General features: G+C 46.7%; 22 protein-coding genes. 7 read left to right on the top strand and 15 right to left on the bottom strand.

The window, feature by feature from the left end; genetic code table 11:
* Positions 1-49: 49 nt before the first annotated feature.
* Together ABDW33_RS19240 and ABDW33_RS19245 are read right to left on the bottom strand one after the other, a co-directional pair.
* Positions 50-862: an ankyrin repeat domain-containing protein gene (locus ABDW33_RS19240; RefSeq protein WP_343691716.1), complete on the bottom strand. Its 813-nt coding sequence runs from the start codon at positions 860-862 to the stop codon at positions 50-52.
* The gene (locus ABDW33_RS19245; protein WP_343691717.1) at positions 859-2,307 is read right to left on the bottom strand and encodes a glycoside hydrolase family 28 protein; all 1,449 of its coding nucleotides are present in this window, start codon (positions 2,305-2,307) and stop codon (positions 859-861) included. Before ABDW33_RS19245 ends, ABDW33_RS19240 begins: the two co-directional genes overlap by 4 nt.
* A gap of 50 nt (positions 2,308-2,357) precedes the next feature.
* Between ABDW33_RS19245 and ABDW33_RS19250 the strand changes: the two genes are divergently transcribed.
* The 4 genes from ABDW33_RS19250 (at position 2,358) to ABDW33_RS19265 (ending at position 5,944) form a co-directional block, all read left to right on the top strand.
* Positions 2,358-2,876 carry a 2'-5' RNA ligase family protein gene (locus tag ABDW33_RS19250; RefSeq protein WP_343691718.1) on the top strand — a complete coding sequence of 173 codons (519 nt, stop codon included), beginning with the start codon at positions 2,358-2,360 and terminating at the stop codon, positions 2,874-2,876.
* Between the two features lie 73 nt (positions 2,877-2,949).
* The gene (gene trxA, locus ABDW33_RS19255; protein WP_343691719.1) at positions 2,950-3,246 is read left to right on the top strand and encodes a thioredoxin; all 297 of its coding nucleotides are present in this window, start codon (positions 2,950-2,952) and stop codon (positions 3,244-3,246) included.
* Between the two features lie 86 nt (positions 3,247-3,332).
* Positions 3,333-5,207: a M1 family metallopeptidase gene (locus ABDW33_RS19260; protein WP_343691720.1), complete on the top strand. Its 1,875-nt coding sequence runs from the start codon at positions 3,333-3,335 to the stop codon at positions 5,205-5,207.
* A 5-nt stretch (positions 5,208-5,212) separates the two neighbouring features.
* Positions 5,213-5,944 carry a hypothetical protein gene (locus tag ABDW33_RS19265; RefSeq protein WP_343691721.1) on the top strand — a complete coding sequence of 244 codons (732 nt, stop codon included), beginning with the start codon at positions 5,213-5,215 and terminating at the stop codon, positions 5,942-5,944.
* 58 nt (positions 5,945-6,002) lie between these two features.
* Here ABDW33_RS19265 and ABDW33_RS19270 read toward each other — a convergent pair whose 3' ends face one another.
* The 11 genes from ABDW33_RS19270 to poxB form a co-directional block, all read right to left on the bottom strand.
* The gene (locus tag ABDW33_RS19270) at positions 6,003-6,287 is read right to left on the bottom strand and encodes a chaperone modulator CbpM (protein ID WP_343691722.1); all 285 of its coding nucleotides are present in this window, start codon (positions 6,285-6,287) and stop codon (positions 6,003-6,005) included.
* A 5-nt stretch (positions 6,288-6,292) separates the two neighbouring features.
* Positions 6,293-7,216: a J domain-containing protein gene (locus tag ABDW33_RS19275; RefSeq protein ID WP_343691723.1), complete on the bottom strand. Its 924-nt coding sequence runs from the start codon at positions 7,214-7,216 to the stop codon at positions 6,293-6,295.
* Between the two features lie 358 nt (positions 7,217-7,574).
* Positions 7,575-8,240 (bottom strand): response regulator transcription factor, encoded by a 666-nt coding sequence (locus ABDW33_RS19280; protein WP_343691724.1) that lies wholly within the window; start codon positions 8,238-8,240, stop codon positions 7,575-7,577.
* A gap of 4 nt (positions 8,241-8,244) precedes the next feature.
* Complete coding sequence (locus tag ABDW33_RS19285) at positions 8,245-10,026, bottom strand: ATP-binding protein (RefSeq protein ID WP_343691725.1); 1,782 nt, start codon at positions 10,024-10,026, stop codon at positions 8,245-8,247.
* A gap of 46 nt (positions 10,027-10,072) precedes the next feature.
* Entirely contained in the window at positions 10,073-10,780 is a 708-nt protein-coding gene (gene urtE, locus ABDW33_RS19290; RefSeq protein WP_343691726.1) for an urea ABC transporter ATP-binding subunit UrtE, read from the bottom strand.
* Complete coding sequence (urtD, locus tag ABDW33_RS19295; protein WP_343691727.1) at positions 10,777-11,532, bottom strand: urea ABC transporter ATP-binding protein UrtD; 756 nt, start codon at positions 11,530-11,532, stop codon at positions 10,777-10,779. The genes urtE and urtD overlap by 4 nt, the downstream gene beginning before the upstream one ends.
* Positions 11,523-12,566, bottom strand: a complete 1,044-nt coding sequence (urtC, locus tag ABDW33_RS19300) for an urea ABC transporter permease subunit UrtC (RefSeq protein WP_343691728.1) — start codon at positions 12,564-12,566, stop codon at positions 11,523-11,525. The genes urtD and urtC overlap by 10 nt, the downstream gene beginning before the upstream one ends.
* A 4-nt stretch (positions 12,567-12,570) precedes the next feature.
* On the bottom strand, positions 12,571-14,199 hold the full coding sequence (gene urtB, locus ABDW33_RS19305; protein WP_343691729.1) for an urea ABC transporter permease subunit UrtB: 1,629 nt from the start codon (positions 14,197-14,199) through the stop codon (positions 12,571-12,573).
* A 28-nt stretch (positions 14,200-14,227) separates the two neighbouring features.
* Positions 14,228-15,517 carry an urea ABC transporter substrate-binding protein gene (gene urtA, locus ABDW33_RS19310; protein WP_343691730.1) on the bottom strand — a complete coding sequence of 430 codons (1,290 nt, stop codon included), beginning with the start codon at positions 15,515-15,517 and terminating at the stop codon, positions 14,228-14,230.
* 33 nt (positions 15,518-15,550) lie between these two features.
* A complete protein-coding gene (locus tag ABDW33_RS19315) occupies positions 15,551-16,825 on the bottom strand; it encodes a hypothetical protein (RefSeq protein ID WP_343691731.1) in 1,275 nt (424 codons plus the stop codon).
* A 227-nt stretch (positions 16,826-17,052) separates the two neighbouring features.
* Positions 17,053-18,777: a ubiquinone-dependent pyruvate dehydrogenase gene (poxB, locus tag ABDW33_RS19320; RefSeq protein WP_343691732.1), complete on the bottom strand. Its 1,725-nt coding sequence runs from the start codon at positions 18,775-18,777 to the stop codon at positions 17,053-17,055.
* A 469-nt stretch (positions 18,778-19,246) separates the two neighbouring features.
* Between poxB and ABDW33_RS19325 the strand changes: the two genes are divergently transcribed.
* Both ABDW33_RS19325 and ABDW33_RS19330 read left to right on the top strand, forming a co-directional pair.
* Positions 19,247-20,398, top strand: coding sequence for a putative sensor domain DACNV-containing protein (locus ABDW33_RS19325; RefSeq protein ID WP_343691733.1), 1,152 nt, complete (start codon positions 19,247-19,249; stop codon positions 20,396-20,398).
* A gap of 3 nt (positions 20,399-20,401) precedes the next feature.
* Positions 20,402-20,914 (top strand): alpha-ketoglutarate-dependent dioxygenase AlkB, encoded by a 513-nt coding sequence (locus ABDW33_RS19330; RefSeq protein WP_343691734.1) that lies wholly within the window; start codon positions 20,402-20,404, stop codon positions 20,912-20,914.
* A 24-nt stretch (positions 20,915-20,938) separates the two neighbouring features.
* Here ABDW33_RS19330 and ABDW33_RS19335 read toward each other — a convergent pair whose 3' ends face one another.
* Entirely contained in the window at positions 20,939-21,196 is a 258-nt protein-coding gene (locus tag ABDW33_RS19335) for a bestrophin family ion channel (protein WP_343691735.1), read from the bottom strand.
* A 157-nt stretch (positions 21,197-21,353) separates the two neighbouring features.
* A complete protein-coding gene (locus tag ABDW33_RS19340) occupies positions 21,354-22,214 on the bottom strand; it encodes a hypothetical protein (RefSeq protein ID WP_343691736.1) in 861 nt (286 codons plus the stop codon).
* A gap of 233 nt (positions 22,215-22,447) precedes the next feature.
* Between ABDW33_RS19340 and ABDW33_RS19345 the strand changes: the two genes are divergently transcribed.
* Positions 22,448-23,560, top strand: coding sequence for an NAD(P)/FAD-dependent oxidoreductase (locus tag ABDW33_RS19345; protein ID WP_343691737.1), 1,113 nt, complete (start codon positions 22,448-22,450; stop codon positions 23,558-23,560).
* Positions 23,561-23,745 lie beyond the last annotated feature (185 nt).

The following is a 23,745-nucleotide window of genomic DNA, read 5'->3' on the forward strand; positions in this document are numbered from 1 at the left end:
ATTAAAAGGACTCGCGTTTATCCATCGCGAGTCCTTTTAATAAATAATTTCATTTCTCTACCAGGGCAATCACGGCACTATCTCCTGTACGCTTCGCATGCTCCAAAGGCGAATCCCCGTTCCCATCCTTCACATCCACACGGGCATGATAGCTCAGCAGCAATTTCACCATCCCCGTATCCCTGTTCCTGCAAGCATTCATCAACGCGGTATTCCCGTTATCATCCACCGCATTTACATCCGCCCCTCTATCCAGCAGTAACTTTGTTAATGATACATTATGCCTGTTTGCCAGCAACATGAGCATTGTTTCATGATCATGCGTTGTGAAGTTGACCTTCGCCCCATGATCTAAAAATAATTTCGCTATATCTTCATGTTCATTGGATACTGCGTACGCCAACGGTGTCAATCCTTCCCTGGAAACCGATTCCAGTTGTGCCCCCCGTTGTAACAATAACGCGGTTATCTCTGAATGACCTCTGCTGGCTGCATACATTAATGGCGATACGCTATCCCTGTTCAGGGTATTTACATTCGCATGATGTGATAGCAAGACATTCACTGTAGTTGTAAAGCCTTTAAAAGCGGCCAATGATAGCGCCGTCTCTCCGAAATTATTCTTTGCTTCAATCTGTGCATGTGCACCTAATAAGGTCGCTACAATATTCGGCTCGTCGTCCGCTGCGGCCCTGATCAGTGGCGTAAATCCCTCCGCATCCCTGACCTCTGTGTCCGCATGATGTTTCAGGTCATAACGTATACTGGCTTCATCTTTATTGATAACCGCGTGCATCAGGTCTTTATCATACAGATTACAGGCCGTACAAGTTACAAACAACAATAAGTAATAAGGTTTCATAAGGTGATTTTAATAAATGGTGCAGCATCTGGTGGAATCGCTGGCTGCCGGGTTGTTTTAAAGTTTACATTTTTGAAGGTGATGTCTTTGATGGCCTCGGCTGTTACGCCTTTGTCTGCCTGTATATATACATTTTCAAAGTGCAGATGATGTACCGGCATTTCTGGTAATCCACGGAACAACATCGCTGTTTTCGCACTATTACAAATAATATTACTGATGTAGAAGTCTGTGAACTCAGGAATTTTCACCGCTGCCCCCGATAGTGTTCCCGCCTCATAATAAGTATCAAATGACACCGCCTCATTCACAATTGACACCATCCGGATACTATCAATATAAATATCCTTTACCAGTCCTCCCCGGCCTTTATTACTCTTCACCCGTATGCCTACATCACTTCCCTCGAATAAACAGTGCGTGACATAGATATTCCGCATGCCCCCATCTGTATTACTTCCAATCACGAAGCCTCCGTGCGCGCGATACACAATACATTCTGCTACCAAAATATCACTCAATGCCACGGTGGATCCATCTCCGCTCGACTTCATACAGATCCCGTCATCTCCTGCATTCACCGTAGTGTGATAGATAATCACTCCCTTACAGGCGCTGATATCAATCCCATCTCCGTTCTGCGCCCAGGCCTCGTTAAATACATTTGTATTGCGGATGATGAGGTCATTCACCCTCTGCGGATTGATCACAAAATTGGGCGAGTTCCGGAAGGTAGGGCCATCAATCAAAACACGTTTACTATTGGTGATCACTACCATTTTAGGTCGCAGAAAATCTCTTGCCGGCAGGTAATCTGCTGCTGTAGCTCCTTCTTTCAGCGTCTTCAGATATTGCTCTCCATTCATGGCCTCCCGACTCGGCCACCAGATCTTTCCATCGTCACTCAATACACCGCCAGAGGCAACTACCTTATCCCATTGTGCGGCGGTCACTTTCATCTTTTTCAACGGTCGCCAGCTCTGTCCATTTCCGTCAAAAGTACCTTCGCCGGTGATAGATACATTTTCCAGGTCCCGGCCACTGATGGGGGGCGCTACTTCGAACTTGTGACCATTGGGCAATAACGGATATAATGTACGATCAGGTGTAAACAATACGCATGCTCCCTTCTCTACATGCAGGTCTACCCGGCTTTTTAATACAATCGGTCCTGTTAGCCAGGTACCTGCAGGCACAATCACATGTCCGCCACCGGCTGCTGCACAGGCATTAATAGCCCGCTCAAAAGCTGCTGTATTTAATACAGTGCCGCCTTCCACACCGCCATAATCACTCAGGATAAACTGCGTTGCTGGAATGACCGGGTCATGAATTGTCTGCATTGGAAAAGGTGCCTTGTTTAGGTAGTATTCAACAGGATGCGTCTGGGATAGGGCTGGGAGGGACCATGAAATGATCACCGCCAGTAGAATAGTGTGTCTCATAAACGCCGGAATTAGATCGTTTCCTAATTTACGTAATTTTGTCTCCTTATATGGAACAAATTTTACAAACGGGTACGCTGATCATTACACTGAATATGGCAAAGGAAGACCAGGCATTCTTCAATGCGTTGAGGGAAAAGCATTTTCCTGCGCATGCGAATTACCTGGATGCACACATTACGTTGTTTCATAAATTACCTGCTAATGAAGCAAGTATTCCGGATGTACTCAGGAAACATGCGTTAAGACCCGCGTTACAGTTGACGGTAGATAAAGTGCACCTGATGGGTACCTGCGTGGCATACACACTTGTCTCTGATGAATTGAAAAAACTACACGAACAAATGCAGCAGGCATTTGCTCCCTGGCTAATCAGGCAGGATCAGCTGCCCTTACGGCCCCATATCACTGTACAAAACAAAGTAACCGCTTTCAAGGCACAGCAGTTGCACCAGGAATTATCACAGCAATTTCAGCCGTTTGTAATTACAACTACCGGTTTCAGCACGTGGAAGTACCTGCATGGACCGTGGAAGTTGTTGGATCAGTATCCATTTCTCACAGCATAGCTTCTTTCCCTGCCACTCTGACACGTGTTCGCGTGCTGGAATAATAATTGCACCCCTTCTTAAAACAACTACCATGGCAACATTTGCAGAAATGATCAACAGCGATAAACCGGTATTGGTAGACTTCTTTGCTACCTGGTGCGGACCCTGTAAAACGATGGCCCCCATCCTTGAAGATGTGAAGAAGAAAGTGGGCGAATCTGCCAGCATTATCAAAGTAGACGTAGATAAAAACCCGCAGGCAGCCTCCGCTTACCAGATACAAGGTGTACCTACCCTTATCCTCTTCAAAAATGGTAAAGTGCTCTGGCGCCAGTCCGGCGTTGTCCCAGGTCATAATATCGAACAGATAATCCGTCAGAACGCCTAAATAACAAGCCTACCGCTGCTGGAATATTTGGTCATCACCCTGAAAATTCTATATATTTTTATATAAATTTCGAAAGCAGGTAACACATGATCAAATCTTTTAGCAGCCTGGTAGCTTTACTGGGTCTCTTTTCCATCGCACAAGCGCAGGACATTTATCAGCCACGCAACATTAAGAAAGCCTATACCAATCAAACCAGAGACCTGAACGGTAAACCTGGTCCTAAGTATTGGCAAAATACAGGCAGATACGACATCCAGGTCACCGCTAACCCGCCATCCCGTACCATCTACGGCACAGAATCTATCCGTTACATCAACAACAGTCCTGATACATTAAAGAAAATAGTGCTCAGACTGATCTGTAATATTCACAAGAATCAGGCACCCCGCTCAGGTTATGTCAGCAAAGACTTCCTCACGGACGGCGTCTTCGTCGATACCCTCCTCATCAACGGTATGCGCGTGCAATTCGATAATAATGTGGGCACCGTAGCGGATGTAAAACTCCCCCAGCCACTCAATGCCGGAGACAGTATGCAGTTCCACATCAGCTGGCATTACGATATGTCTGTACAGAGTGGCAGGGAAGGCGCAATCGACAGCACCACCTTCTTCCTCGCTTATTTCTATCCCCGCATTTCCGTATACGATGATTACAACGGCTGGGACAAAATAGAGCACGCGGATAGGGTGGAATTCTACAGTGACTTCAACGACTATAAAGTAGCTGTTAAAGTGCCCGCTAACTACGTTGTATGGGGTACCGGCACCTTACAGAACCCTGACGAAGTACTGCAACCTGCCGTCGCCAAAAAACTGAAAAACAGCTATACCACCGACGATATCACCCATATTGCCACCAAAGCAGATATGGAAACCCACCAGGTGACCAGCCAGCACCCATGGAATACCTGGGTCTTCACCTCCCGGAACATCGCTGATGCTACCCTCGGTATCAGTAATCACTATGTGTGGGATGCTGCCAGTGTAGTGGTAGATAGCGCTACCAACCGCAGAACCAGCATACAGGCTGCTTACAGCGATGAAGCCGCCGATTTCCATCATTCCGTAGCGTTCTCTCATTATGCCCTCAATTTCTTCTCCACCCGGTGGCCCGGTGTAGCCTATCCTTTCCCCACGATGACGGCTTTCCAGGGCTATGCAGACATGGAGTATCCCATGATGGTGAATGATGAAACCACCGGTGACAATCTCGAGTTTGCCCAACTGGTGCAGGACCACGAGATCGCACATACCTACTTCCCTTTCTACATGGGTATCAACGAAAGCCGTTATGCCTACATGGACGAAGGATGGGCAACCACCTTTGAATACCTGATCGGTATCGCGGAAAGAGGAAAAGAGAAAGCAGATCAGTTTTACAAAAACTTCCGCGTAAGAAGCTATATCAGCGATCTGTCTTCCGAAGAAGATCAGCCCATCATTACCCAATCCAACCAGGTGAGTGGTCATGGATACGGGAACAATTCCTACGGTAAGGCTTCTCTGTCTTATCTCGCCCTGAAAGACCTACTCGGCGATGATGTGTTCAAAAAGGCCCTGCATACCTACATGAACAACTGGAATGGGAAACACCCTATTCCATGGGATTATTTCAATTCCATCAATGCCGGCAGCGGTCAGAACCTGAATTGGTTCTTCAATAACTGGTTCTTTTCCAATAACTATATCGACCTGAAACTCTATCGTTTCGATCAACACGGAAATAAAGTAAATTTGGGCATCAACAATGTTGGTGGTTTCGCGATCCCTTTTGATATCGTGCTGACCTATGAAGACGGTACCACCGATACGATACATAAAACACCTGCCGTGTGGAAGTCCGGTACCAAAGACCTGGCACTCACTGTACCAGCAGCCAAAAAGCTGACCGGTATTAAACTGGATGGCGGCATCTTTATGGATGCAACACCGGCAGACAATGACTGGAAAAAATAGCAACTATGCGCCTTTTGTTACTACTATCCCTATGCGTAACTTCCTTTCAGGACGGAGATTTACTCCTGAGCAACTGGAAGTCACACCCTATCCCGAAAGACACGCCGACTTTGTCAAAGTATAAAGAAAGCGCCGCCGATTACATTGTATATATGAAATACGGCGAAGTGTATGCAACAAAAGGATTGATGTCGGCTAATCAGCCTTTACCTTTTTTGATCACACCGACACCGGCAGATTCCGGTAAACTGACAGGAAATCGCTCGATCGTAAAAACAGATGAAGGTTACCTCGTAGCATTTTACCGGGCCGCGGCTGGAGGGAGCCTGTATTGGTTTGATTCCAATGGGAAAAGCAAAACCAAAATAGCAGAACAACCACTGATTAAATTACTGGATGGTGAAAGTGTAGTCTATGGTGTCAATGCAGATACGGTCAACAGCATTGTCAAAGTAGACAAAAAGAAAGGAATCGTTCCGTTTAAAAAGCTGAAATCAACACCCCTTGCTGCAGACATCGATGACGCAGGTAATATCATCATCATCACCGACAAGTCCCTGTTGTCAGTAGATAAAAATGGTGTATCACACATGCTGATCGAAAAGGGCTTCTGGAATGGATATCTATTTCCGCGATCATTGGTCGTGTACCAGGGGAAAATTTACGTAGGCATGCGAAATGGGGTACTGACCTACGAGCTGGCCACTAAGCAGCAGCAATGGCTGATGGAAAAATAACGCAACAACTATCTCAAAAAAAAAAGCGATCGGACTAAAAACCGATCGCTTTTTTTATTCAATCTCCATCCTCATACAACCGTAGCCGCATCTGGAGATTATGCATCTCATGCTGCATGTTACGGATTCTGGCCAGCAAATGCCTGATCACGTCAATCCCCTCTGTATTCACGCCCATTTCATAATGCCAGCGTGTATAGCTCTCCAGGTCAGGCAACTGCTCTTCTTCAATAAAAGGTCCGTCAGTTGCAATGGTGAGTACGATTAGCCCCTCATCTGCCAAGGCATGTACAAAAGATGTATCTATATTATGAATCGTGCAATAATGCGTAATGCTAATCATGATACTTAGTTTTTGGATGAAACACTTGCTAACTCACGGATCAGTTCCTTCTCTTTTTCACTCAGCCCTGTAGGTAGTTTCACGTTGTACGTGATGATCAGATCCCCCGCTTCTCCTTCTTTCTTGTAAATAGGGAACCCTTTACCCTTCAGCCTGACTTTCGTTCCGTTCTGTGTTTCCGGTTTTACCTTCAGTTTTACTTTTCCGTTCAAGGTATCAAATGTGATGTCTCCACCCAGTAATGCCGCATAGAGGTCTACATCTACATTAGCATAAAGGTCATCTCCAACGCGCTTAAAGTGTTCATCATCCTCTACTATGAAAGTGATATACAGATCGCCCGCAGGCCCGCCATTACCACCAGGCGCCCCATGACCTTTCAGTTTGATCACCTGGCCATTGGCAATACCCGCCGGGATAGTAATTCTCACATTCCTGTCATTCACTTTCAGCGTATGCTGATGTGTAGTAGCCGCTTCCCGCAACCCAAGGTGCAGTTCTGCCTGATAATCCTGCCCACGGTACTTACCACGGGCCCTGCTACTACCAGCTCCGCCTCCGCGGCCAAATAAGGACTCAAAGAAGTCAGAGAAATGCTCCTCAGAGAATTCTCCACCTCCGCCAAAGCCCTCAAAACCCGTCTGACCACCATAGGTGTAACCCTGCTGCTGCTGTTGCTGCTTAGCATGTTCAAATTGCTCCGCATGACGCCAGTTCTCGCCGTACTCGTCGTATTTCTTACGCTTTTCAGGGTCGCTTAACACCTCGTTCGCCTCATTGATCTGTTGAAATTTAAGGTTTGCTTCCTTATCATTTGGGTTCATGTCGGGGTGGTGCTTCCTCGCCAGCTTACGGTACGCTTTCTTGATATCATCGGCTGAAGCTGTTTTTTCCAGTCCCAGTACTTTATAATAATCTATAAAAGCCATATGTAATATTTATTCTCCTGCGGTAATAGCAACAAAAGTCAGTCCGGAATGGAAGAGTGTGACGGAAAGTCGGGTTCGGCAGAAAAAACCTGACCAAATGACAAAGCCGGAATATGAGTATTCCGGCCATTTCTTAAACCTACAACTGTTACACTGTTTTTGTAACTGTTTATTTTAATATGATAATGATCAAATTAGTATAACAAAAGTAGGAAGGATGGGGAAGGGGAACAATGCACAAAACACGGAAAAAATTGTACAAATTGATCCTAAAAAGAAATTCCTGTGAGAAATCTTCACCTTTGAATGGAGATTTCTCACAGGAACCAGACTATTTTACATGTGAAAAATGAGGTAGCTACTCTTCCTTCAACAAATTTGCACTTCTGCAGTACTCAATTACCTCCTCGATACTATTCACCTGGAACTTTCTCAGGATGTTCATCCGATGGGCTTCTATCGTCCTGATACTCAACCCCAGCGACTCGGCTATATCCTTATTGTTGAGCCCATTATTCACCATCCTGATAATCTGTTCCTCCCTTCTGCTCAATGAGATATCTGCCGCCTGCGCCACCGGGTGTGCTGCACTCTGCCGTGCCGCCTGGTACTTCTTCACCAATATATCGCTCACCTCCCCGATAAAATAGTACTTCCCGCTGTAGATCGTCCTGATCGCATTCAGGAAGATCTTATTACTGGTGTCCTTGAGGATGTAGCCACTTGCCCCCATTTCCAGCGCTGCTGCCACATAGTCCGGTTCGTCAAATAAACTGAAGAATAAAATATGCGTGCGCGGACTTGCCTTTAACAGGGCCGTACTCGTCTCCAGACCATTGATACCCGGCATCCGGATATCCATGATCACAACATCTGGCTGACTACTACTCAATGCGTGCAACGCATCTTCACCAGTACTCGCCTCTCCCGATACCTCCATATCCGGTTCACTGTTGATCAATTGTTTCAAGCCATTCCTGAAGATTTCGTGATCATCGACTAAAAATACCGAGATTTTATCCATGGGTTTAAAATGAGATTTCTAATTGTATAATTGTGCCTTTTCCGGGTTGTGAATTGATGCTTAAGGTGCCGCCTAACAGTTCCGCGCGTTCCTTCATATTACGCAGCCCATTGATCTTCCTCACCTGCTCGCGTGAAAAGAAATGCTGACTGTCGTAGTAGAACCCTTTTCCATTATCGTGGATCATCAGGTTCAGAAAACCTTCCTCCCTGTCTATATGAACATCTATCTGCGTAGCCTGTGCGTGCTTGATCGCATTGTTCAGTGCCTCCTGCAGTATACGATAAATACCGATCTCCACCTCCCGTGGCAATGGTTGGGAGAGGTTGCATTCTTCCAGGTTAAATGCCACATTCCTGGCCGTCTCCCGGCAGGTCTTGATCAGTTCCTCTATCGCCGCCCGCAACCCAAAATCCTCCAGCACACTGGGCAACAGGTCAGAACAGATCCGCTTCGTTTCCGTAATAATATTCACCAGCAACCCATTTACTTTACTGATCTCCACATTCGGCTCGGGGAGTCTATCTTCTACCAGCTCCAGTTTCATACGCAGGCTGGTCAGCATCTGCCCAATGCCATCATGAATCTCTGCCGCTACCCGCTTACGCTCTTTCTCCTGCCCGCTGATGATCGCATAACTCCGTATCTTCTGCTCCATGTCCTGCCGCCGCAGCTTCTCTTCCGTGAGTTGCCGGATCTCTCTTTCCGTATTTTTACGCTTCGTAATATCACTGCAGATCACCATGTACTGGTACAACCTGCCCGTGTTATCAAAAACTGGGATCATCGTTACATCCAGCCAGAACCCCGTACCATCAGCCGCATGATCAAAGATCTCGCCCTGCCATACCTCCAGCTTCCTCGCAGGATCATTCAGGTGGTCAAAGTAATGATGGAAAAGCGGTTTGCCACGCAACTCCGACATACTATATCGTGTTACATGGCAATATTTATCATTGGCATAAATGATATGCCCCTCATGATCTGTTTTTACCAGATAGGTCGCCCTGTCCAGTGCATAGGTCACCTCCCGCAGTTCACTATGCGATTGCTCCATCAACCGGTTGGCCTCCTGTAGCTGGTCTGCCAGTTGCTTGGAAGTTTCCTCCGAAGCGATCAATCCTTTGATGACCTTTCTGATCCGCATCGATAGCGGGTAAAAGATCACCGCTGCCTCAATGACCAATGTGAGCAATACCAATCCCAGCATCAGGAATTCTACCTGCTTCAACTTGCGTACCCGCTCCTTGGAAAAACGATCATAATCAAATACAATCAGCTCCATTCCCAGCAGGTACGACTTTTCGTACGCTAAAATCGTCTGCACATAAGGATGAATGACCGCTGTATCAACAGGCTTATCACTGCTCAGTATCGCACTCATTTGCGAAGCAGCCTTCCAGATCTCCTGGTGCGGCGTTCGTATAATGTCGAACATCTGCTTTAATTCATCCTGGTCATTGGCAGGCAGGTTCAGGAAGTTATTGCCGGATTGCAGGCCTTCGTGTGACTTCTGCCACTGCATGAAGGTGTTGGTAAACTCTTTTCGATTCGTCTCAATATCCTGCCCCGATTCGATCAGTAAGGCCAGTTTGCTGAGCGTCTGACTATATGTACGTAGCCGCGCAGCGAAATTGATTACATGAGAATCGTGCATCTGGTGACTCAATGCCTGTTGGATACCAATCTGGCTCACAATGGAAAGCACGGCCAGCGTAGTGAGCGCCACCGCATACATAGCAGTGAAAAATTTGAAAACCCGGCGATCTTCTGAGATACGATGCATATAGCTATGAAGATAATAAAATTCCTTGCTGCCAGGTAGTCTTTTATTAAACCGCGATATGCCTTTCCAGTGAAGCAAAGTCCATTTCCTCCGCACTCCCATGATTGATCATTTTGCCTCTATCCATAAAATAATAATAGTCACTCACCTGCCTGGCAAAGTCAATCTTTTGCTCTACCAGCAGTACAGACAAACCCTTCTCCTGCACCAGCCGTTGCAAAATATGCCCGATCTCCTGTGCGATACTGGGTTGTATTCCTTCTGTCGGCTCATCCAGCAGCAGGAGGGAAGGACGGCTTACCAGCGCCCGCGCTATTGCCAGTTGTTGCTGCTGGCCACCACTCAGGTTACCGCCAGCCCTTTTCCTGAAATCACGCAGTATCGGGAACAAATGATAGATCTCCTCCTCCGGAATACCTGCCCTCCGGTCTGGTGCTGCCTCCAATCCCAGCAGCAGGTTCTCGTACACCGTCAGTTTCGGGATAATCTCCCTGCCCTGCGGTACATAAGCTATGCCCGCTTTCGCTTTGCCTGCAGGCCCCATCGCAGTAATATTCCTGTCTTTGAAAATCACTGCTCCTTCCCGTGCACTGATCATACCCATAATCGTTTTTAAAAGCGTGGTCTTACCCACTCCGTTACGCCCCATTACCGTCGTCACCGCACCCGCTGTTACCTCCAGACTGGTGCCCCACAGGATGGTACTTTGCCCATAAGCCGCCACCACATTTTGTACCTGTAAAATCTTGCTCATAAATTTTCGAGTTGAGTATTATTACGCCCCAGGTAGCAGTCGATCACCCGCTGATCATTCCTGATATCTTCAAAACTCCCTTCTACCAGCAATTTCCCTCTTTCCAATACTGTTACCCTTTCCCGGGCAATCTGTTGTACAAACTTCATATCATGCTCAATCACGATGATGCCATGATTGTTGGCTAATTCCAGCAATAATTCTCCTGTCTTATACGTCTCTTCATCACTCATCCCCGCTGCAGGTTCGTCTATCAATAATAACTTCGGATCCTGCAATACCACAATTCCTATCTCCAGCCACTGCTTCTGGCCGTGCGACAAAGCGCCTGCTACAGACGACAGCACGTTCGTCAGCCCGATTTTCTCCGCTACCTCATGGATACGCGTTTGCAATAGTTGCGATGGCCTGAAAAATAAGGAAGACCAGATGTCCTTCTTCATCTTCGCCGCCAGCAATAAATTATCGTACACCGTAAGTCCCGGGAATACGGAGGGCTTTTGAAATTTCCGGCCTATCCCCAACCGCGCAATGTTCACTTCCGTCATTCCCAGTATCGCCCTGCCATTGAACATTACTTCCCCCGTATCCGGCTTTGTCCTGCCACAAAGAATATCCAGGAAGGTGCTTTTCCCTGCTCCATTAGGACCAATGATCACACGCAGCTCCCTGTCATGCAGCCTGAACTGACTGAGCGATAATGCATGCACCCCGCCAAAGGACACTGCCAGGTTATTCACATCTAGTAGCATGGTTCTTTTCTTTTAGTCAGCGTATCTATTAATCCTACAAAACCCTTGTCAAAGAATAATACCGTGATGACAAACAGGAAGCCCAGTATATACAACCAGGAGTCAGGGAATAAACTGGTGCAGATGCTATACAGGAAGTTTACCAGCAAAGCACCGGCTACCGCTCCTTTCAGCTTACCTCTGCCGCCGAGTGCTACCCACATCACCATTTCTACGGATGCTTTTACATCCATACGACCCGGGGTAATGATACCTGTCTGCGGGGCGTACAGCATACCACCTGCCGCCGCCAGCAAAGCCGCGACTACGAACACTGCCAGTTTATAATCCATTACCTTATAGGCTGTAAAATTCACCCTCGGTTCACTGTCGCGAATTGCCTGCAAAACCTTTCCGAATTTGGAATGCGTCATTTTGTAACAGGCGAAATAAGCCAGGCACAAAAGCAATAAGGACACTAAATACAAACCCAGCTTCACATAGGTATTCGACAACGGCAATCCCAGTAACGTCCTGAAATCGGTCAGTCCATTCGTACCACCCAGTCCCGTTTCATTCCGCAAAAACAACAACCACATCGCCAGTGCCAGGGCCTGTGTGATGATGGCCATATACACCCCTTTGATCCTGCTTCTGAACAATACATATCCAATAATAAAAGCCAGGAGGGAAGGGATGAGCAGGCATAAGATCACAGACAGGCTGAGAGATTGAAACGGTACCCAGAAAAATGGTAAAGCGGCTACTTTATTCCATACCATAAACTCCGGCAACGCAGCACCACTTGTCTTGAGCAGCATATGCATGGCAATGCCATAACTCCCTAGACAAAAGAAGAACGCCTGACACATGGAGAGAATACCAGTATACCCCCATACCAGGTCAATGCCCAATGCTGCAATGGCAAAACAAAAATACCGGCCCCACAGTGATATGGTATTGATAGATACCCATCCCATCAAATGCCCCGCCGGCAGCAGCAAGGCGAAGAAAGCGATGAAGAGCAGGTAGTAAATTTTCTTTTCCTTTTCCATAAATTTAATCTTCTGCTAAACGCCCTTTATAAGGAAAGAGCCCTTTAGGTTTGTACTGCATGAACAACATGATGAACAAAAGGATACACACCTTTCCATATACCGCCTGGAAAAATGCTTCCAGTATCTTCGTGAAGAACCCGATTCCCAGTCCGGATACAATCGTGCCGACTATCTTACCTACGCCGCCTGTCACCACCACCAGGAATGAATCCACGATATAAGTCTGCCCCATATCAGGTACTACGTTCCCGATCAGTGTCATCGCACAACCCGCTATGCCCGCAAGTCCGGAACCGAAAAAGAACGTCAGTGCCGCCACCCTTTTCGTATCAATACCCAGGCATGCACTCATATCCCGGTTCTGTGTAACGGCCCTGATCTGTAAACCCAGTCTGGTCCTGTAGAGCATGAGATAAGTGAGCACAACGACCAGGCATGTCAGGCCGATAATAAACAGGCGGTTATAAGGCAATACAAGATGAGGAGATACTGCCCAGCCACCGGCAAGGAAGGCTGGCGTTTTTACCGCAGTAAGATCACCAAAAAGAGAACGCGCTGTCTGGATGAAGATCAGGCTGACACCCCAGGTAGCCAGCAAACTTTCCAGCGGTTTGGCATAGAGGTGCCGCACTACCAGTCTTTCCAGCAGGAGACCCAGTAAACCCGCTACCAGGAAAGAGAGTGGGAGAGAGATCAGAAAGAGCAGGTCAGTATAAGGCATCTTTAGTACCTCAGTAAATAAAGTCTGGATACAATAAGTGGTATAAGCGCCGATCATAAGAAACTCCCCGTGCGCCATGTTGATGATACCTGCAAGACCATAGACAATCGATAGGCCAAGGGCAATCAGGATCAGGATACTTCCAAGACTCAGCCCGCTGAATAAGTTCTGCACCTTTTGCAGAAAATCGTAGCGATGCTCCAGCTCTACAGCTTTCTGCCCCGCGTAGTCAGCCATTACTTTTTTAGATTTTGCATAATCGGAAAGGAAAACCGGGGCGTTGTCGCCCCAGTTTTCGGCCAGACTGTCAATATACATTTTGGCAGCCTGTGCATCAGTAGCAGTATTCAATTGAATAGCAAACAGCATGTCTTTGCCTGCACGTAGTGCATCAGGATTGGTTTCCCGGGCAAGCGCCAGCTGTAACATTTCGATACGGTGAGGGGCATGACTGTCTTTCAGCTGGCCATAAGCGAGCATTCTTTTCGCCGGCTCAGGACTAAATAGTTGCAGTATGGGTAGTATACCGTTGAGCAACAGCCTGTCAGTGCGGTTGATCTCTACTACCGTTAACGCATCAATGGAGGTGTGAAGCGGTTGACCATTCTTGTTGACCAACAATTCGTTCTTTGGATATAAAGCATAGATCTCGTAACTGGCGGTGCCATCAGCAGATTCGGTTTTTTCCCCGGTGGTCACCGCCTGGTTATTTAATAAATAAAGTTTTTTTTCATTCATCGCATTCAACAGCGGAAACACCTGCGGATCCTGTGCTGCCATCAGTTGTTGAATGGCATAGGTCTTTTCTGTATCGTGCAGAATTTGTGATACAAATATGGTCGTGCTATCGCCAGCAGCCATCGCCCACTGCGTCCAAAACACAAGGGCTGCTATGAGCATTGTCTTCATGATTCCGGTTGTTAAATAAATGCGATCCTTATTTTGTATATGTACCTTTATGGTTCACCCAGTCACAATCCTTATCAGGTGAAGTCAATGGTGACCATGGTTGTGGGCTCACCAGGTTGTCCGTTTTAGAAATGATGTCAAACTGTCCATCCGGTTTAATCTCTCCAATCATGACCGGCTTTGCAAGGTGGTGATTGCCAACATCCATTTTTACCTTTCCATCCGGAGAATCAAACTCTAATCCCGATAATGCAGCCCTTACTTTGTTTACATCAAATGAACCTGCTTTCGTTGCTGCTCTTGCCCAAAGGTATACACCTGTATACGCCCAGCAGATAGGATCATCAGTAACCCGCTTGCTACCACCCGGTAGTCCCTTCTTCTCACAAAATGCTTTAAATGCTGCTACGAATTTTTTATTCTCCGGTGAGTCATTGGACTGGAAGTAATTCCATGCTGCCAGGTGCCCTACGAGGAATTCAGTATCCATAGATCTTAATTCATCTTCTGCTACTGAAAAGGCCATAATCGGACAGGTAGCGGAAGATAATCCCTGGTTGGCAAACTCTTTATAGAATGGTACATTACTATCCCCGTTGATAGTAGAGAGTACACAGGCCTTTCCATCCGCTGCAAAACGTTTGATCTTGGATACGATGGTCTGGTAGTCCTGGTGATGGAATGGGGTATATTCTTCAATGATATTTTCCTTAGGCACTCCCTTGGACAATAAATAAGCTTTCAGGATTTTATTCGCAGTACGCGGAAAGACATAATCTGTTCCCAATAAATAAAACTTCTTGTACCCGCCACCTTTCTCACTCATCAGGTATTCTGCAGCAGGTATCAATTGCTGATTGGGTGTCGCTCCTGTATAGATCACATTATTAGAACACTCTTCACCTTCATACTGTACAGGGTAGAAGAGCAGTCCGTTATTTTCTTCAAATACGGGCAGTACTGATTTACGTGACACCGAAGTCCAGCAGCCAAATACCGCGGAGACCTTCTTATCGATCAGCAGCTCCTTCGCTTTTTCCGCAAAGAGATCCCAGTCAGAAGCCGGATCTACAATCACCGGTTCAATCTTTTTACCCAGCACACCACCGGCAGCATTGATCTCATCTACAGCCATCTGTACAGCATCGCGCAGCGATACCTCAGAAATAGCCATCGTACCGCTAAGAGAATGCAATACCCCGATCTTTACAGTTTCACCATCAGTACCTGTACTTTCAGTGGTTTTAGGCGCATTGTTATGACAGGAAGCAAATGCAGCCAATAAGAAACAAAAGAATAAGAAGCGCGTTGTTTTCATATGTGTAATTACATGTAGGGTAAATAATGTGGATCAGAATATAAAGAACTGCACCTGCAGCCATACCTGTCCGAATGTCTTATTAGCATAGCCGGTGGATTCCTTTATATCGTAGGAGCGGGTCGTATACGATAAGCGTAAGTTAGTGCCCGTACCATTAAAAAAGTAATTCAATCCTCCGCCTACTACATAGCTGGAATTATTCTGGTCGAAATCATATGTAGGTAGGCCGCTCGTTTGCGCCTGCTCTGAAATGATGTGTTGATTTTCAAATCTTACCCATGGTTGTAGTTTCGGCTCCTTAAAATAATACCCCAATTCCAGGAATTGTACTGTTTGTCTCGGAATCTTTCTGGCAAATGAGTATTTCGAAAGCGTATCTGTTCCCCCGGTCATGTATTGAAAGGCTGCATTGAGTGTCAGGGAGCCCGCCTGTCCCAATGGCTTGTCTAGGAATACGTCCGAGCTCAGGTTGTAATAAGACCCTTGTGTATCAAACCCGGCTCCCCAGGTGAATGTTTTGCCATTCCCCAGTTTAGTACCAGCATAGTAGTAGTCCTTGTCCGGGTCCAGGAAACTGTAAGCTAAGCGACCCACGGTGCGTAAAGGCGCCTTGCCATCTGTATTCCTGCCGGTAAAGACTCCCAACCGGTATTCCAGTTTGTCTTTGGCCAGAAAACCACGGGCATTCACCCCCAGGTCACGTCCAAAATTGCCGTTCAATGCGCTGTTCTCAAACAGGTTGTAAGGATACTGGAAGAAGGTGAAATCATTCGCCATCAATCCGGCTGCACCCTGTAAACCATTCCTGTTGTTCGACACCAGTTGCATACCGGCTACCAGCTGAAAGGCATTAGAGAAATCATACTCGTACTGACAATCCAGCAGGATAGGGGATACCTTTACATTCTTGTTGCCTGTAGTCAGCTGTACCCCAATAGCCGAAGGCAGGTCTGTTTCCATAAAAAAGCTCCCTTTTTTAGAGAGTTGTCCGCCTACAAGCACCCTCGCGCGATACAGGGTAAAACTCTTACTCCAGTCCCTGGCGGCTGTAGCGGCAGATGGACTACCAAATCCATCCTGCTCCGCGCCTGCAAACATATGCACGATGGCGCCCACCTGGATACTGGGCTTGAAAGGAGCAGCTTCGCTGCCGGTTACTTCTTTAGCTGTGTCCTTGTTAATGGATGCTGGTAGCTCCTTTAGCAGTTGGCTCTTCCGTTTCTTCCCCGGTGGGTTCTCTTCGGCCCGGGCAACTTGAGCACATACAATGAAGATAATTAGCAAAGTGGTAGGGAAGAATTTCATAAACACATTTTTATAAAATTAATATTACACTTAAGTAGATGTTTGGTTGAATTTTAGTAGTACTTAAGTATAAAATTAGTGTTTAGTTTGGTTTATGCAAGTGTTTTTTGGGTTGATGTGGCTAAAAAATAGATATTTTGCTGATTTATATGTTGTATATAATTATTTATAATGCAAAAAGGGGGCTACTTAAGTAGTCCCCTTTTCCTCTCATGTGCAATAACCAATTATTCTTTATCTAAAAAGTTAGTTTTCAATGTATCCCATACTTCCCCGCCTTTGCCGTTCCACACCTGTTTCATCATATAAATACTAAACCCTTTCGCCTGCTTGATGTCTATCCTGGGCGGCATGACCAGCGCCGAAGTATTTACCACCACGTCTACCAGCACGGGACCTGCATGCATCAGTGCCTCATCGATCGCTCCTGGCAGTGCCGCCGGGTCTTCCACCCTGATACCCTTCATGCCGATGGCTTCTGCCATCTTTGCAAAATTCGGGTTCTTCAGGTCTGTGGCGTAAGGAGCCATACCAGCTACCTTCATTTCCATAGCCACAAAACCCAGGGAACTGTTATTATAGATCACGATCTTTACCGGGAGATTATATTGTAATATGGTCAGGATATCACCCATTAACATGGAGAACCCTCCGTCGCCTGACATAGAAATCACCTGTCTGCCCGGGTATTCCAATTGTGCGCCGATAGCCTGGGGCATTGCACTCGCCATTGAGCCATGGTTGAATGATCCGAGCAATCGACGGTCCTTTGTCATCTCCACATACCTGGCTGCCCACACCGTTGGCTCACCCACATCACAGGTAAAGATGGCGTCAGGATCTGCTGCTGCACTTAATACCGTCGTCAGGTACTCCGGGTGAATGGGAGTATTGGTACTGTTGGCGTGTGCTGCCAGCTCTTCCCTGCTCTTTACATAGTTCTTCAGTGATTTCTCGAGGTGACTACGATCGTCCTTTTGTTCGATCAACGGCAGTAGCGCTGCCAGCGTTTCTTTCACCGTTCCTACAAGGCCCAGGTCAAGTTTACAACGCTTCCCCAGTTTCTCGGGGCGCAAGTCGATCTGTACAATTTTAGATTTCGCAGGGTACCAGTTGGAGTAGGGGAAATCCGTACCCAACAGCAGCAACAGGTCGCTATCTTCCATGGCATGATACCCTGAAGCAAATCCTATCAACCCAGTCATGCCTACATCATACGGGTTGTCGTAAGCTACGTGCTCCTTCCCCCTGAGGGCGTGGACCATAGGAGACAAGACTTTTGCCCCGAAGTCCATGAGTACATCGTGTGCACCGGCGCAACCACTTCCACAGAGCAAAGTGACCTTTTTTACAGAATTGATCATGCCGGCTAACAGATCCAGGTCGCTGTCCTGTGGTCTTACTGCTGGTAAACGTTGCATCACCGGGTGCTCCAGTGAGTCGTCCTCCATTTCCTCCAGCGCTACATCTCCCGAAATGGTGATGACCGCCACCCCTCTTTGCCCGATCGCATTTTGCATAGCTATCTGTAATACCCTTGGCATCTGGCGGGCAGAAGCAATGGTTTCACAATAATGACTACATTCCCGGAAGATCAGGTCGGGGTGAGTCTCCTGAAAATACCCGGTACCGATTTCCATACTGGGAATGTGTGCCGCAATGGCCAGCACAGGCGCCATACTTCTGTGACAGTCGTACAACCCGTTGATGAGATGTAAGTTACCCGGCCCACAACTCCCCGCACAAACAGCCAGTGTGCCGGTTAACTGCGCCTCTGCACCAGCAGCAAATGCCGCCGCTTCCTCGTGCCTGTAATGAATCCATTCGATATTTCCCTGTTTCCTGATTTCATCGACGATGCCATTCAGACTATCGCCTACTACGCCATGTACACGCTTTACACCGGCCTTTACAAGCTGTGCAACGAGTTGGGCTGCAATTGTTTTTGCCATGTACTTTGAGTTTTGAGAAGGGTCGCAAATTTTCTGCCAGCAAGGAGGCTTGTGTGGAATTTGCCAATAATTACCGGGAATTGTACGAGGAAGAGAACGCCTGTCCTTCAGGCTTTGAGGTTGGGCAATAATAATACGGAATAGTAAAGTAAAGGCAATCGTAGTTGCTGCCAGGTGTGAAATCTGGCAACAATAACCAGCGATTTTAATTGACGGGCAATTGTATATCCTGAAGTGTGTGAATTTGGCAACAATCAACTGGCGTCGTAGCATATAGGTAATTATATACCAAGGCTATTTGAAAATGCCCGCAAAACTATACATGAAGCGTATACCTGCAGGATGTATAATCTGACATCACTTAACAGAAACGCTACTAATGAGGCTTCCGAATATCATAAAAGTGTGTGAAATTTGTCATCAATTACCGGGAAATCATACGAGCCATGCAATTTATTATCTTTGAAAGATGGAAGTAACTTCATTTGAATCTACATATCAGGCAGCTTCCAAAGTTGCCAATAATATAGCGACCCATTTCTTACACCATTTACATCTGGCCAGTGAAAACGGGGAAGAAGATCTCGCACATGCACCAGAAGCAAGCGTGATCGAAAAAATTATCGACGTGGCATTCTGGGCCAGCCTGCGCAGGGAGGAAGGTGTACCTATCCGGATCTCACTGGCGTTTTTACCCCCTTCCCAGGCAGGCAGACCCTTGCTGTTTGAACAACCCATTCCATTGGATCCGCGGGTCCTCACAAAACTAGGGCCTGGTGTAGAAAGGGCAGGTATTCATATCGGCGTATGGTACGAAGGTGATGAACTCTACATCTGGGGAACCACCATGAAACTACCCAATTATTGTTTCGTGCTCGATGTCTCGGAACCCGGATTGCTGGTGGTGAAACACCGCCGTATCATCGGTATGGGAAAATTTGCCAATGTGGCCATGTTAAGAGGAGACCAGGTAAAAATTGTAGATGAAAGCTGCTCCCGTAGGATAGATACGCCCGCCATCGTCACATCGTTGCTGGGACAGGATTCATCCGGCGTATGGAACGATCCTGTCAATGTGCTGATCCAGATAGCCGTCTCGATGCGCGCACACCAGCGGGGTGGCATCTTACTCATGGTACCTTCCTCGCATGACAACTGGAAGAACTCCATCGTTCATCCTTTACAATATCCGGTTGCGCCACCTTTCTCTGGTGTAGCTGATCTGCTGAGGCAGAATTGCGGCAAGGTAACGGAGTTATACTGGCAGAACGCCCTCAGGAGAGAAGTCGAAAACATCTCCGGGCTCACTGCTGTAGATGGTGCAACGGTGATCAATGATAAACATGAACTGCTCACCTTTGGATCCAAGATCTCCCGTGCCAGCGACGGAACACCCGTAGAACAGGTATTGTACATTGAGCCGGTAATAGACGGTACACCCCGTTTAGTGCATCCTTCTAATATCGGAGGCACCCGGCATTTCTCAGCCGCACAGTTTATTCATGATCAGCGGGATGCGCTGGCACTGGTAGCGTCGCAGGACGGTTACTTTACTGTATTCTCCTGGTCAGCTACTGACCAGATCGTGCAGGCACATCGTATCGATATTTTATTGTTATAATTTATGAACGGAGTTACGTTTATACCCGATTTTATTGATCATGCAGCAGAACTATATCAGTTCCTGCATGATCATGCAGATTGGGAAACCAGTATGGCCGCCCGCAAAACTGTGAGTTATGGAAAAGCGTATAATTACTCGCAGATGAGTTATCCCGAAAGGCAATTTATCCCCGAGATCGCACGGCTGCTGGAAAGTATTACCCAGGCGCTCTGCTTCACGCCGAATAATTGTTTGATTAACTACTACCTGGACGGGAAATCAAAAATGGGCTATCATTCGGATCAGACAGAGATTTTGTGCAATGACACCGGTATAGCTATTTTATCAGTAGGAGAGACGCGCACATTGCGGTTCAGGAATATTCAGGATAAGACTTTAATAGTAGATTATGACTTGTCAGCAGGGTCATTGATCTATATGACACAGCAATTACAGCAGGAATGGCAGCATGCGATTCCTGCCATGGATACGCTCAATGGTAGAATGAGCCTGACGTTTAGACAAATCAGGTAAAGTTATAAAGCAGGAAACATGGCATCAGGAAAGATAATCTCCAGCCGGTGTTTCCTGCACAATCACCTCCCCATTCATTTCCCGCAGGGTATTTTCAATCGTCTTACTCATCGCATCCAGTGCCAGATCATTCTGCGCCATTCCGAATGGCTCTTCCAGCCCATCGGCCAATGTTTCCAGTGCTGTAAATGCATAAGTAATAAACGTCACAATCGCAGGCGTCACCCATCCTAAACCATCAATAAAACCAAAAGGTAACAGGAAACTATTATTCCAATTCAAGGCAAAAATTGTATAAACACCTCCGGGAAGCTTGTCCGAAAAAATACTGCATAGCCAACCAGTCGATGTATAAAGAAAAAGCTGGCCTGGAAAGACCAGCCTGGTCATCCCTCTTTTAATCCGGGAATGATAGATTCAGACGACAGAGGGCCCGGAATTATGGTAACGGAGCTGTTGTACTATTGTTATTTACGATAGGCCACACACCCGGACTTGGCACACTTACACCTTTGTTTTTACCCCTTGTTTGTGCATCCGCACCAAAGTAATACAATGGCCATCCTTTGTATGTCAACTGCACATGTCCTGATACATGAATGGTATCAAAATCAGTTTTTGCCAACAGGGAAGGTGCGAACTTAAATGCATCAGACTCATACACAGGCCAGGTTGCATTATTACTCCAGTCTGCCTTGGTATAATTGTTTTTGTTAAATTTATCAGGAGAGAATGCATATAAAGTTCGGCCCCATGCATCTGTCAGATATTGTGTCACTTCATTACCAGGTACATATGTGCTGGTATAGTTTACGCCGTCAAGGCCCACCAGCTGCGCGTTTACCAGCATCACACTATAATCTGGTTTTGCAACATACCATACATTACCCACTTTCTCACCCAGGGTGAGCTTAGGCAAAGTATCCTTTACATAGTAGTACAATGGCCATCCTTTGTAGGTCGTTTGTTTGGTACCATCGGTTCGGGTGATCGTACCGAAGTCTGACGCATGCAGACTTGTATCAGTCAACGCCAGGTTTGCACTGTAGAAAATTGGCCATGCTGCCAGGCAGCCACCCGTGCAGGTGGAAGTATCGCCTGCATCTTTCGAGAAAAAATACAGTGTTCTACCTGCACTGTCTGTCAGCACTTTCCCTAAAGTCGCATCAGTAGACACTTGTACTTTGGCAACAGGTGTTCCTGGATTGTTGGTGTCTTTGTTGTCATCCTTGCTACATGATGTGAGGAATGCACACCATACTGCTGATATGGCAATTAGGATAGATGTCTTAGATTTCATCTTTTTTACGGTTAAATGAATAAATGTGGATGTGCACTCCGGAATGTAATACGGGAGATAAATAGAAAAGGTTGCCTGTAGACAAAAAAAATTCTGCAGAAAATAAAAATCGTTTCTTTAGCGTGCCGCAGGCCATTACAAAGGCACGAAGGAAAATTGCATGAATTGTATATAAATGCAATTTTTTCGCATGTATGAAAAAAATGTGTACACTTGCCTCAGAAATTAAAACTATGCAACCAGTTCGCGAAGTCATTATTGTTGGTGGTGGACTGGCAGGCCTAACCGCAGCTATTCATCTGTCAAAAGCAGGGTTGCATGTCACTGTGATCGAGAAGCATCCTTACCCCAGACATAAAGTATGTGGAGAGTACATCTCAAACGAAGTAGTACCCTATTTACAATGGCTGGATGCCGACCCTGCTGTTCTTTCACCGGCGCTTATTGAAAGGGTATGTATTTCTGCGGTGTCCGGGAGGAAAGTAGAGACCCGCCTGCCATTAGGAGGCTTCGGTATCAGCCGTTATGCATTAGATGCCTTTCTGATGGAAAAGGCAGTGCGCAATGGGGTGCACCTGCTGCAGGATACAGTGACAAATATTTCCTTTGCAAATGAACAGTTTACAGTCGATACAATAGCAAACGGTACATTGTTTGCCACACATGTCATCGGGGCTTATGGTAAAAGGGCGGCACTCGACCAGCAGCTGAACAGGGATTTCTTTTCACAGAAGTCACCCTGGCTGGCAGTGAAAGCACATTACAAAGGTGATTTCCCGGATGGATTAGTGGGATTGCATAATTTCAGGGGGGGATATTGTGGGGTGTCGAAAGTGGAAAACGACGTGATTAATATCTGCTACCTTGCCAGCTATGAAGTCTTTAAAGATTATAAGAATATTGATGAGCATCGGGAGGAAGTGCTGTATGAAAATAAATGGCTGAAAGAGATCTTTTCAAATAGTGAGTGCCTGTTCGATCGACCTTTGACGATTAGTCAGGTTTCTTTTTCTGAAAAGAAAAAAGTAGATCAGCACATATTGATGACAGGGGATACTGCCGGTTTGATTCATCCGCTTTGTGGCAATGGAATGGCGATGGCGATTAGCAGTGCCCAACTGGCAGCACAGCAGATCCTGGAACAGACTTCTCGCAGCGGGTTAGAGAATGCATATTTGCGGGGCTGGCAAAAACAGTTTGGTAAGCGCATGAAGGCAGGCCGCTTACTTTCGGCCGTCTTCAGGCATCCATGGTTGTCCGGCGTTACAATGGGAACGGTTGTGGCAGTGCCTGCACTATTGCCTTTCATCATCAGGCAAACGCATGGGAAGCCATTGGTAGTATAGGGAAATCAGTTGCTGTAAGAATTGTAGTTTGCTGTATGTCATTGGCGGAGTGCATGGAAGCCCTTTGGCAGTGTGGGAAATGGATTGTTACAGGAATTGAGCTGCTGTTCATCATCACGCACATGCATGGCAATTCTAAACGGTGTAACGAGCGAAATCAGTTGTACTGGTTTTTCTTTTCACTG

Source organism: Chitinophaga sp., from assembly GCF_039596155.1.
Taxonomy (GTDB): domain Bacteria; phylum Bacteroidota; class Bacteroidia; order Chitinophagales; family Chitinophagaceae; genus Chitinophaga.